The 11,470-nt window shown below is 71.2% G+C and carries 9 protein-coding genes; 3 read left to right on the top strand and 6 right to left on the bottom strand.

The features are described from left to right. Window position 1: 1 nt before the first annotated feature. Both pabB and HCK04_RS22935 read right to left on the bottom strand, forming a co-directional pair. The gene (gene pabB, locus HCK04_RS22930; protein ID WP_142649428.1) at window positions 2-2,077 is read right to left on the bottom strand and encodes an aminodeoxychorismate synthase component I; all 2,076 of its coding nucleotides are present in this window, start codon (window positions 2,075-2,077) and stop codon (window positions 2-4) included. A gap of 55 nt (window positions 2,078-2,132) precedes the next feature. Next, complete coding sequence (locus HCK04_RS22935) at window positions 2,133-2,441, bottom strand: chorismate mutase family protein (RefSeq protein WP_142621117.1); 309 nt, start codon at window positions 2,439-2,441, stop codon at window positions 2,133-2,135. 350 nt (window positions 2,442-2,791) lie between these two features. Here HCK04_RS22935 and HCK04_RS22940 point away from each other — a divergent pair, with 350 nt between their 5' ends. After that, entirely contained in the window at window positions 2,792-4,072 is a 1,281-nt protein-coding gene (locus HCK04_RS22940) for an ATP-grasp domain-containing protein (protein ID WP_205830593.1), read from the top strand. Window positions 4,073-4,165: 93 nt separating this feature from the next. Here HCK04_RS22940 and HCK04_RS22945 read toward each other — a convergent pair whose 3' ends face one another. Then, window positions 4,166-6,802: a discoidin domain-containing protein gene (locus tag HCK04_RS22945; RefSeq protein WP_142649429.1), complete on the bottom strand. Its 2,637-nt coding sequence runs from the start codon at window positions 6,800-6,802 to the stop codon at window positions 4,166-4,168. 439 nt (window positions 6,803-7,241) lie between these two features. Beyond that, window positions 7,242-8,426, bottom strand: coding sequence for an ROK family protein (locus HCK04_RS22950; RefSeq protein WP_142649430.1), 1,185 nt, complete (start codon window positions 8,424-8,426; stop codon window positions 7,242-7,244). A gap of 187 nt (window positions 8,427-8,613) precedes the next feature. Between HCK04_RS22950 and HCK04_RS22955 the strand changes: the two genes are divergently transcribed. After that, window positions 8,614-8,766 (top strand): hypothetical protein, encoded by a 153-nt coding sequence (locus tag HCK04_RS22955; RefSeq protein ID WP_168066192.1) that lies wholly within the window; start codon window positions 8,614-8,616, stop codon window positions 8,764-8,766. A 36-nt stretch (window positions 8,767-8,802) separates the two neighbouring features. Here the strand turns inward: HCK04_RS22955 and HCK04_RS22960 are convergent, their stop codons facing one another. After that, window positions 8,803-9,372 (bottom strand): TetR/AcrR family transcriptional regulator, encoded by a 570-nt coding sequence (locus tag HCK04_RS22960; protein WP_142649431.1) that lies wholly within the window; start codon window positions 9,370-9,372, stop codon window positions 8,803-8,805. Between the two features lie 81 nt (window positions 9,373-9,453). Here HCK04_RS22960 and HCK04_RS22965 point away from each other — a divergent pair, with 81 nt between their 5' ends. Next, window positions 9,454-10,377, top strand: coding sequence for an NADP-dependent oxidoreductase (locus tag HCK04_RS22965; protein ID WP_142649432.1), 924 nt, complete (start codon window positions 9,454-9,456; stop codon window positions 10,375-10,377). Between the two features lie 9 nt (window positions 10,378-10,386). Here HCK04_RS22965 and HCK04_RS22970 read toward each other — a convergent pair whose 3' ends face one another. Beyond that, a complete protein-coding gene (locus tag HCK04_RS22970; RefSeq protein WP_261985735.1) occupies window positions 10,387-11,463 on the bottom strand; it encodes a nitronate monooxygenase in 1,077 nt (358 codons plus the stop codon). Window positions 11,464-11,470 lie beyond the last annotated feature (7 nt).

Below are 11,470 nucleotides of genomic sequence, written 5' to 3' on the forward strand. Positions count from 1 at the left end.
GTCAGGCCCCCACGGTCTGGGCCGCGGTCTCCAGCACCGCGGTGATCATGGCGCGGGACTTGACGACCGTCTCCTCGAACTCCTCCTCGGGGTCCGACAGCGCCACGATCGCGCCGCCGACCCCGAAGCTGACCCGGTCGCGGGTGGCGACGAGGGTGCGGATGATGATGCTGAGGTCGGTGGCCCCGCCGAGGGAGAACCAGCCGAGCGCGCCGGAGTAGGCGCCGCGCGGGCCCTCCTCCAGGCGGTCGATGATCTCCATCGTGCGGATCTTCGGGGCGCCGGTCATCGAACCGCCGGGGAAGGCGGCCCGCACACAGGTCACCACCGACTCCTCCGGCCGCAGCGTGCCGCGGATCGTGGAGACGAGCTGGTGCACCGGCGCGTACGTCTCGACGTGGAAGAGCCGGGGCACGTGCACCGACCCGACCTCGCAGACCGTGTTCAGGTCGTTGCGGATCAAGTCGACGATCATGAGGTTCTCGGCGCGGTCCTTCTCCCGGCTGAGCAGGTCGTGGCGGAGCGCCTCGTCCTCCTCGGGCGTCGCGCCGCGCGGCCGGGTGCCCTTGATCGGCTTGGACTCGGCGACCCGGTCGGGGCCGATCGTCATGAACCGCTCGGGCGAGGCGCTCAGCACCGCGACGTCGGGGAAGTCGAGCAGCGCGCCGTACGGCACCGGGCTGATCTTCCGCAGGTGGCTGTAGGTCCGCAGCGGGTCGATCTCGGCGCGGACGGTGACCGCGTTGGTGAGGCAGATCTCGTAGGACTCGCCGTGGTAGATCTCCTCCAGGCACTCGCCGATCCGGCTGAGGTAGCCCTGCTTGTCGTGCCGCATCTCCACCACGCCGGCGATCGCCGGGTCGGTCATGCCGATCCCCGCGAACGCGACCGGCTCGGGCGGCTCGTGCCGCGGCAGGGAGAACAGCCGCGCCGCGGTCTCGTCCAGCCAGGCGAGCGCGCCGCCGTCGGTGTCCCCCTCCTCGTTCGTCGTCAGCGCGAGCAGGTAGGAGACCTTCTCCACGGCGTCGAGCACGAGCATCCGGTCGGCGAACAGCAGCGCCGCGTCGGGCTCCTCGGCCTGGTGCGCGGCCTGGCCGCCCGCCTCGGCCTTGAGCTCGTAGCCCAGATAGCCGACGTAGCCGAGGTTGAAGTCGAACGGCAGGCCCTCCGGCGCCGGCACGGCGCGCTCACGCAGCTGCTCGTCCAGGTAGTCGAAGAACGGCTGCTCGATGCGCTGCCGCGACCCGTCGGCCCGGCTGACGGTGACCGTCCGCTCCGGCACCCGGTAGGTGACGTACTCGGCGAGCGGGCCGGAGCCGTCGCCCATGAACGAGAACCGCGACAGCCCCTCGATCACCGAGCTGCTGTCGAGCCAGAAGCCGTGCTCCTTGCCCGCGAACAGCTCCCGGTAGGCGCTCTCCGCGTCCGGCAGCAGCGGCAGCCTGCGCACGTGCACCCGGTACGGCGAGCGGGCGGCGGCGGCGCGCTCCTCCCTGGCCCGGCGGTGGGCCAGCGCGAGGTCGCGGAAGTTGGCCAGCAGCTCGCGGCCGTGCTCGCTGCTGATCGACTCGGGGTGGAACTGGACGCCCCAGATGGGCTCGGTGCGGTGCCGCACCCCCATGACCACGCCGTCGTCGGTCCAGGCCACGGCCTCCAGCTCGTCCGGCAGGTCGGTGGCGGCCAGCGAGTGGTAGCGCACGACCGAGAACGGCGAGGGCAGGCCGGCGAAGATGTCGGCCCCGGTGTGGCGCACCTGCGAGACGCGGCCGTGCATCGGCTGCGGCGCGTGGGTGACGGTGCCGCCGAACAGGTGGCAGATGCCCTGGTGGCCGAGGCAGACGCCGAGCACGGGCAGCCCGCTCTCACGGATGGCCCGCGCGCTCACACCGAAGTCGCGGGCCCGCTCGGGCCGGCCGGGACCCGGGGAGATCACGACGCTGTCGAACTCGTGGATCGGCACCTGGGACCAGTCGGCGTCGTTGCGCACCACGACCGGCGGCTGTCCGTTCACCTCACCCAGGAGCTGGTAGAGGTTGTAGGTGAACGAGTCGTAATTGTCGATCAGGATCGTTCTCATGCCGGGGTTCCTCCAAGCCGTGTCGAAATAGCCGGGTGAGTCGCCGGCGCCGCGCTCACCGAGCGGCGACATCGCCGATCACCAGGTCCTCGACCCTGCAGGTCTCCGCGATGACGAGGTCGTAGAGGCGGCGCAGGAAGTCGGGGTCGATTCCGTGGTCCTGCGCGTATCGGGCGGCCCGCCGCTGCACGATGCCGATGCGGTGGGGCTGCATCATCGGGACGTTGTGCTCACGCTTGAAATGCGCGATTTCCACACAGCACTCGATACGCCTGCGCAGTGTGTCGAGCAGCGACTCGTCGATACGGTCGAGCGAGGCCCGCAGCGTCTCCAGACCGTCTTCTCCGGCGCCGTTGCCAGCCATTGAACAGCCCTCCAATCGGGGGTTCACGGATGTTCCGGCCCTATCGGAACGAATTCAGGATTCGGTCGGGCGCGCATTTCTCACAACCCCTAACGGCCCCACAGCGCGGCCGGACAATCCAGGACGACCTCGGACTTCTCGGAACCCCGAGGCAGGGCGGGCGTGAGGCGGCCGGCGACCCCGGTCCACCCCTATCGGGAAACCGGTCATCCCGAATGATCGGGAAATTTCATTGACCGTCCGAAAATGGCGGAACTAATGTCCGTTCGCGAAGTGCCTGTGAGCACGTGCGAGAAACGGCGGTGGCGAAAGTGAAACCTCGAGCATTCGTACTTACCGGATCATTCCTGGTGATCTGCCGGGCCCCTCTTTATCTGCGCGAACTGTCCCGCCGGGGGCTCAAGATCCTGGTGGTCACGTCGGCCTCCTGGCGGGAGAAGGCCCTGGCCCAGATGCGCGACCCCGCGCACCCGGCCTCGGTCATCGAGGAGATCGCCTTCACCGACGGCGACGTCAACACCGACAACTCGTTCACGGCCGGCGTGATCTCCGGCGTACGGGCATGGCGGGACCGCTACGACATCACCGGCGTCTACGCGGTCGGCGAGACCCTGGTCGAGCCGACCGGCCTGGTCGCCGACGCTCTCGGGCTGCCCTCTCCCGGCCTGCGGGCCACCCGCGCCTGCCGCAGCAAGTATCTGCAGCGGTGGTATCTGCCGGAGTTCAGCCCGGCCTCGGTGGTCGTCCCCGCGGCCGGGCGCGCCGCGTTCACCGGCGAGGGCGTGTCGTTCCCCGCCGTGGTCAAGCCCGCGAGCCGGCACTCCAGCTCGGGTGTGGAGACCGTGCACAACGCCGCCGAGCTGCGCGCCCAGCTCGACGCGTATCTGCCGCACGAGACGGTGCTGGTGGAGGAGAAGGTGACCGGCCAGGAGTTCTCCGTGGAGAGCCTGGTGCAGGACGGCCGGGTCCTGTTCGCCTCGGTGACCCGCAAGGAGACGACCGAGTCGGGCGCCCGCACCTTCGTCGAGCTGTCCCACTCGGTGCCGAACGAGCTGGACGGCGTGAACCAGATCATCCTCGACGCCAACCGGCGCATGCTCGAACGGCTGGCCTTCGCCGACGGCATCGCGCACGCCGAATGGCGGGTGGACGGCGAGGGCCGCCCCTATCTGATGGAGGTGGCCGCGCGCACTCCCGGCGACGGCCTGTCGATCCTCTACTCGCTCGCGACCGGCGCCCCGATGGAGCCGGAGATCATCCGCATCGCCCTCGGCGAGCCCGCGGCCTATCCCGCGCCGCGCCGGTACGCCCGCCAGGTCTACCTGGAGCACGAGCCCGGGCGGCTCGGCGACGTCACGGTGGACTGGCCGGGCGTCTCACCGGCCTGGGTCGGCGAGGGCGGCCTGTGGCCCGAGCTCGAGCCGGGCGCCCCGGACGACCCGCCCACGCTGCGCGCCGTGCTCGTGCTCAAGGACCGCGGCGCCGAGCTCGGGCCGCTGCACAGCTCCGACGACCGCGCGGTGACGTTCCTCATCGACGCCGCCACCCCGGCCGAGCTGGACGAGCTGGAGATACGCGTGCGGGACGCCGTACGGATCCACCTGCTGGAGACCGCCGGCGTCCGGATGTAGTCGTGGACGCGCGGAGCGCGGCGGGAGGCGATGCGCCTCCCGCCGCGCCCGGCTTTTCAGGTCGCCTACATCAAGGGTCGCCTACACCAGGGGTCAGGGGTAGCTGACCACGTTGACCGGGACGGTGGCCGTGCCCTGGGCCGCGCCGCCCGTGTTGTTGATGACGTGGGCGATCGTTCCGACGCCGCCCAGCGACACCGTGAGCAGGTCATGGAACTTCACACCCGTCTTGTCGGGCACCTCGAAGCCGCGATCGGCGACGATCGAGGGGTCGGTGCTGAAGTTGCAGTAGCTGCCCATGCCCCAGGCCTCGTGCGTGTTCACGTTGTCGGCCACCTTGTAGGCGGCGTAGCCCCGGGTCGAGCCGTTCATCCAGGACGCCTGGTTCGGCGGGTCGTAGGGCAGCTCGTTCTGGAAGAAGATCGTCCTGCCGCCCTCGCCGTTCCAGATCACCTCGTACTTCTTGTAGTGCTCGACGAACAGGCCGTACGCGATGACGTTGTCGCCGTTGACGATCACGCCGGTGTCCGCCGGGTTGGTGTTCCAGCCCACGCCCGCGCCGTGGTCGGCCCGCCACGCCCAGATGTGGTCGATGATCGTGTTGTCGCTGTTCACGACCAGGCTCGTCGTGGCCGAGCCGGGTCCCGCGCCGCCGATCCGGAAGAACACGTCCTGCACCGAGATCGGGTTGGCGGCGTGGCTCCCCGAGGCGCCGTCGGGGCCGATCCGCAGCAGCACCGGCGAGTTGACCGTGCCGGCGTCGAAGAGCAGACCGGCGATCTTCACGCCGTCGACGTCCGCGACATTCATCGCGACGACCCCGTTGTCCGGGATCAGGGTGGCGTAGCCGAGCCCGAGCACCACCGTGTTCGCCCTGGTCACGTTGAGCGTCTGGTTGAGGTGATAGACGCCAGGCGTGAACAGCAGGTTGAGGCCCTGGCTCAGCGCCTGGTTGAGGGTGGCGGCGCTGTCGGACGGCTTGGCGACGTAGAACTGCGTCAGCGGGATCGACGAGCCCGGGGTCGGGCCGTTCGCCCAGGTCACGCCGCTCGAGTTCGTCCGCGGCGACGGGACGAACACGCGGTAGGCGCCGCCCGAGTCCACGTACAGGTACGGCTTCTCCCGGGTGACGGGGCTGGTCGCCAGCGTCGTGTAGGGCGGGTTGGGGAAGCTCTGCGCCGGAGCGCCGACGACGCCGGAGAACACCATGTTCCACACCGCGTTGGTCCAGCCGCCGATGGTGCTGTCGCGGGTGAACCACTGCTGCTGGGAGTACGGGCCGACCGTGCCGTCGATCTTGCTGTCGGCGATGTAGCCGCCGCTGGCCCAGCCGTACCCGTTGGGGGCGAGGTTCAGCCCGCCGCGCACGTGGATCCGCCGGAACGGCGCGGCCTGGGCCACGGCCCAGCGGTCGGTGCCGTTGACCGGCACGACGGCCAGGTTCTCCGCCGACCGCCAGAAGTTCTGGGTGGCGTTGCCGTTGAACCATCCGGCGTCGACGGTGATGTCACCGTTGATCGTCACGTCGTCGGGCGACTGGCCGAGGCCGGAGATCGAGGTGTAGAAGCCGATCTGGGCGTTGAGGCCGCTGTAGGTGCCCGGCTTGAACAGCAGCGCGTAGCGCTCGCTGCCGAACTGGTTCGACTCCTGCTGATTGAAGATCGTGTCGAGCGTGTTCTGGATGCTCGCGCTCGACATCGACGGGTCGAAGATCTTCACGTTCGGCCCGAGGTCGCCGCCACCCGGCAGGCCGGGACCGCCGTCGTCACCGCCGCCGGTGGTGTTGACGGCGAACTCCCAGAGCGAGTAGCCGTACGCCGTGGCCCTGGTCAGGCCGTACATCCGGACGTAGCGGCCGGTCGCCGACACGTCGAGCGACTGCGTCCCGGCGACGCCGTTGACCGTGGCGGTCGCGTCCGACCAGGTGGACCCGTCGGCCGAGACCTGGATCTTGAACGTCTGGGCGCGTGCGGTCTCCCAGTTGAGCACGACCCGGCAGATCTGCTGCGAACTGCCGAGATCCACCTGGATCCACTGCGGATCACTGAACGCGCTCGACCACCGGGTGCCGGCATCGCCGTCGAACGCCGCCGACGCCGGGGACGCGGCGTTCTCGGTCGAGGAGGCCGACGCGGTCTTGCCCTGCGCGACGTTGGTGGTGCCGCAGGTGGTCCCACCGCCACCCGTCTCCGTGTTGACGGCGAACTCCCAGAGCGAGTAGCCGTACGCCGTGGCGCGGGTGAGCCCGTACATCCGGACGTAGCGGCCGGTCGCCGACACGTCGAGCGACTGCGTCCCGGCGACGCCGTTGACCGTGGCGGTCGCGTCCGACCAAGTGGACCCGTCGGCCGAGACCTGGATCTTGAACGTCTGGGCGCGTGCGGTCTCCCAGTTGAGCACGACCCGGCAGATCTGCTGCGAACTGCCGAGATCCACCTGGATCCACTGCGGATCACTGAACGCGCTCGACCACCGGGTGCCGGCATCGCCGTCGAACGCCGCCGACGCCGGCGTCCCGGCGTTCTCGGTCGAGGAGGCCGACGCGGTCTTGCCCTGCGCGACGTTGGTGGTGCCGCAGGCCGCCGCCGCGGCGGTGTAGGTGGCGGGGACGACGCCGGTCACGGCCGCGAAGGTCGCCAGCGCCACGAGCCCGGCCGCGACCAGGCCGGAGCGCCCGCGCCGCCTGCGCGGCCGTCCGTGCGCGGGGTGAGGCGGGGAGGATGGAGGCATGTACGTCTCCTCGGTGCGGAGCCCCTCGGGCGAGGGTGCGGGGGATGAGAGAGGTCCAGCGGCATGAGCGTGCGCCCCCTGATCGCTTATGTCAAGGCTTAGTTCACGACCAGAATTATCGGTTGACTCCGGCGCCCCGGCGGATGTTAGTCTCCGGGAGAGCGCTCTCCAACGTCACGAGTCCGACCGATTCCCCGCCCGTTAACACCGCCGGATCACCCGCGGCCGCCGCTCCCCTTCCCCTCGCGCGGCGCCCGCCTCCGGGGCACTTCGGCGCGCGGCTCGGTCCCGGCATGCACAAGGAGGTCCCGTAAGGCGTGCCTCATCCCCCCGCCACGCGCGGGGTTTCCTACGTCGCCCGGCCGCGTGCGGGGTCGCATAAAGCCCGGCCAGCGCCCGGCCGCGTGCAGGGCCCTTCCGTGAAGCCCGGGCCGTGTCGTCAGCCGGCGGCGGTGATCCGCGCGACCTGCGGCGCGTTCAGGAACTCCTCCAGCACGAGCGTGGCGGCCCCGAGCGCGACCGCGTCGGGGCCGAGGCGGCCCAGCACGATCGACGTCGCGGCGTACGGCTCGGCCAGCGAGTTGGCGGCGGTGGCGCGGCGAATGTCGGGCAGCAGGCTCTCGCCGAGCTGGACCCCCACCCAGCCGCCTATCACGATCTTCTCGGGGTTGATCAGGTTGACCAGGTTGGCCAGGCCCACGCCCAGATAGGTGACGGTCTCCTCGACCACCGAAGAATTCGAGGCCAGTACGCCCGCGAGGTCCTCCTCCCAGTCGCCCCGCGAGGTGACTCCCGCCCGGTCGAGGATGGCCTCGATCCCGATGTACGCCTCCAGGCAGCCGCGGCCGCCGCAGCGGCAGGGCCGCCCGTTCGCCACGATCTTGGTGTGGCCCCACTCCCCGGCGCTGCTGCTGACCCCGCGGAACGTGGTGCCGTCGGCCACGATGGTCGCGCCCACCCCCACGCCGAGCAGCACGATGACCGCCTCCGAGGCGCCCCGGCCCGAGCCGAACCACAGCTCGGCCTGGCCCATCGTCTTGGCGCCGTTGTCCACGTACAGCGGGAGCGAGGTCCCCCGGCGCAGGAGCGCTCCAAGCGGCACGCCGTCCCAGCCGAAGGTCTTGGCGTGGATGACGCCGTCGGCGCCCGGCTCGACTATGCCGGGAACCCCCACGCCGATGCCGAGCACCTGCTCCGGGGACACCCCGGCGTCCGACAGCACGACGTCGACCCCGGCGAGGATGTGCCGGGCGATCAGCTCGGGATCGTGGCGGGCCGGCCGCAGCATGTAGTCCACCTTGGCCCGCTCGGTCATCTCCAGGTCGAACAGCCCGACCCGGACGTGCGTCTCCGCCACGTCGACGCCGACCGCGAAGCCGTACTCGGGGTTGACCCGCAGCAGCACGCGGGGCCGGCCGCCGTCCGACTCCACCTGGCCCGCCTCGATGACGATGTTCTCGCCCAGCAGGTCGGCGGTCATCGTGCTGACCGTGGCGGCGCTCAGCCCGGTGCGGGCGGTGAGGTCGTTTCTGCTGGTCGGGCCGGAGAAGTAGAGCGTGCGCAGCAACACGGCCCGGTTGCCCCTGCGGATATCCCGAACCGTCCTGCGCTGAGGCCTCGCCATGACCACCCTCCCCGTCGCGACACGGTCATCTTAGTTCAGAGGCGAAAACAAGCACCTCCGCCCTTGTCCGACCTCTTCACCGTGCCATCTCCGGATTACCCGTCCATTACGACGCGGTGTCGTCCCCACCCTTCTTCCAGACCGTGAACTGACACCGCATGCGCCTCTCCGCGGCTACTCCGCTCCGGTGATCGGCTCCCACCCCGTCGCGGACGGCCGCATGGTCGAGGCGTTTCTGGCGAGCAGCGCAGGGACCTCGGACTCGGCGTTCGAGACCGACGTCACGGCAGCGCGAGAACGCCTCCGCGACGAGATGCGGAGCACGTGGCCCGACGCCTGACGGCGGCCACCGGGCGGCGTCAGCAGGAAGACGTTCTCAGCACAGGGTGCCGGCGGCGCGGAGGTCGATGATCGTCTGGCGGGCGAGCTCGCCGAAGTCGTCGCCGCCGGTCGTGGCGCTCCAGCGCTCGTAGGCGATTTTCATGGCCAGCGCGCCCAGTTGCGCGGCCACGGACGCGGTCAGGCCCGGCACTCCGCGCCGCGTGAGCGCGTCGGCCATCGACGCGGTGAGGCCGAGGCCCTTCAGCGCCTCGCGTTCCTGCAGTTCAGGGTGGGCGGCGATCACCGCCAGCCTGCGGGCGGCGAATTCGCGGCGGTCGGGGGTGAAGACCTCCTTCCCGACCACGTCGAGAGCGTGCGCCACCGCCTCCAACGGCGTGGCGGTCGCGGGCGCCTCGGCGATGCCCTTGGCGAGCAGCCCGCTCATCGTGTCTCCGCCGAAGAGCACTTCCCGCTTGTCCGGGAAGTGGCGGAAGAAGGTGCTCTTCGTCAGCCCGGCACGCTCCGCGATCTCGATGACGGTCGTGTTCTCGTAGCCCCGCTCCTCGAAGAGTTCGAGGGCGGCGAGGATCAGTCGTTCCGACGCGTTGGGCTGCCAGCGGGCCATGAGGCAAGTGTACGGGACTTGGTCCCATCACTCATGTATGGTGATGGGACCAAGTCCCATCAGTGCTGTCCGGAGGTCCCCATGAGCCGAGCCGTCGTTTACGAGACGTTCGGAGGTCCCGAGGTGCTGGAGCTGCGCGACGTCCCGGAGCCGCACGCCGGTCCGGGCGAGGTACGCGTCCGCGTGACGGCCGCCGGCCTGAACCCGATGGACTGGATCATCACCTCGACCCCCGAGGCGGCCAAGATGTTCGGTCTCACCCTGCCGTCCGGCTTCGGCTACGACTTCGCGGGCGTCGTCGACGAGGCCTGCGAAGGGGCCGGCGGTTTCGCCGTGGGCGACCGTGTCTACGGAGGCGCGATGGCGAGGGCCGCCGCCGACTTCCTGGTGATGAAGGCTCCGGCGCCCGGCGCGTTGTTCCATACGCCGGACGGCATCGGCGACGAGGTGGCGGCCACGCTCCCGGTGGCCGGTCTGACCGCCGTCGCCGCTCTGGACGCGATCGGCCTGCGATCCGGCGACACCCTCCTGGTCGGCGGCGCGGCCGGCGGCGTCGGCGTGTTCGCCGTACAGCTCGCGCGGCTCGCCGGCGCAAGGGTGATCGGGACCGCCGCGGAGGGCACGTTCGACTTCCTGCGATCACTGGGCGCGGAGCCCGTGACCTACGGACCGGGGCTCGCGGACCGGGTGCGGGCGCTGGCTCCCGGTGGTGTGACCGCCGCGACGGACCTGTTCGGCACCGAGACGGCCGAGGCGGCGCTCGCGCTCGGCGTGTCACGCGAGCGGATCTCCACGATCGCCGCGGGCCCGAATCCTCCCGGCGGCGTACGCGCGACCGGGGGCGAGCAGGCCACCCCTGCCGACCTGGAGCGGATCACCGACGCGATCCTCGCCGGCGCGATCACCGTGCCCATCGCCGCGACCTTCCCGATCGAGCGGATCCGCGACGCCGTGACGCTGCAGGCCGGACGCCACGTCCACGGCAAGATCGTGATCACGCTGTGACTCCGGCCGTCAGGCGCGGGCGGTCGCGAGTTCCTTCATGAGGGTGTCCACGAGGGCGGCGGCGGGGAGGTCGCGGCAGCGGCGGTAACCGTGGCCGCACCACAGCGCCATCGCCTCGGGGTCGCCGTGCTCGGCCGCCGCCCGGCGCAGGCCCTTCGTCAGGTGGTGCACCTGGGGGTAGTACGGGGGCGCCGACGCCTCGTGCTCGGCCATGAACCGGTTGGCCAGGCCGCGTGCCGTGCGTCCGGAAAATGCCCGGGTGAACGCGGTGCGGGTGAAGCGGGGGTCGGCGAGGGCGGCCCTGTGCACGGGATGCGTCCCGCTCTCCGGGGTGCGCAGGAACGCCGTGCCCAGTTGCGCGGCGACCGCGCCCGCGGCGAGGGCGGCGGCGACGTCCGCGCCGTCCATGATCCCCCCGGCCGCGACGAGCGGCACATCGGTCGTCTCACGCACGAGCCGCACGAGTTCCGGCAGGTCGTCGGGTGCCGTCCAGGAGTTCGGCCAGTCCGGCGGCGGGGTCAGGAAGGCCGCCTGGTGCCCGCCCGCTCCCGGGCCCTGCACCACCACCGCGTCGGCGCCGGCCTCGGCCGCCGCGACCGCCTCCCACGGGGTGTTGACCATGACCATGATCACGGCTCCGGTGTCGTGGAGACGGGCCGTCACCTCGGGCGGCGGGCAGCCGAAGGTGAAGGAGGCCACCGGCACGCGTTCGTCCACCAGCACGTCGATCTTGGCGTCCCACGCGTCGTCGTCCCAGGCGGGGGCCTCCGGCAGCGTCACGCCGTACCGCTCGGCCTCGGGGGCGAGCTCCTCGCGATAGCGGGCCACCGCCGCGTCGTCACCCGGCTCCCGCCGCGCCGCGAAGTCGGGGACGAAGACGTTCACCCCGAACGGCCGGTCCGTCCGCTCGCGCACCGCCGCGATGTCCCGGCGCACGTCCTCCGCCGTACGGTAACCCGCGGCGAGGAACCCGAGGCCGCCCGCCCCGGACACCGCCGCCACCAGAGCCGGGGTGGACGGGCCGCCCGCCATGGGCGCCTGGATGATCGGGCTCGACGGCCCGAAGGGAAGGGCGCGACCGGTCACGGTGCCT

This window comes from Microbispora sp. CL1-1, assembly GCF_012034195.1.
GTDB lineage: Bacteria > Actinomycetota > Actinomycetes > Streptosporangiales > Streptosporangiaceae > Microbispora.

Bases quoted from the DNA above. Each gene is read 5' to 3' on its own strand.
- HCK04_RS22960 (WP_142649431.1), bottom strand. From the start codon at position 9,372: ATGGCCCGCTGGCAGCCCAACGCGTCGGAACGACTGATCCTCGCCGCC.
- pabB (WP_142649428.1), bottom strand. From the start codon at position 2,077: ATGAGAACGATCCTGATCGACAATTACGACTCGTTCACCTACAACCTC.
- HCK04_RS22935 (WP_142621117.1), bottom strand. From the start codon at position 2,441: ATGGCTGGCAACGGCGCCGGAGAAGACGGTCTGGAGACGCTGCGGGCC.
- HCK04_RS22965 (WP_142649432.1), top strand. From the start codon at position 9,454: ATGAGCCGAGCCGTCGTTTACGAGACGTTCGGAGGTCCCGAGGTGCTG.
- HCK04_RS22945 (WP_142649429.1), bottom strand. From the start codon at position 6,802: ATGCCTCCATCCTCCCCGCCTCACCCCGCGCACGGACGGCCGCGCAGG.
- HCK04_RS22950 (WP_142649430.1), bottom strand. From the start codon at position 8,426: ATGGCGAGGCCTCAGCGCAGGACGGTTCGGGATATCCGCAGGGGCAAC.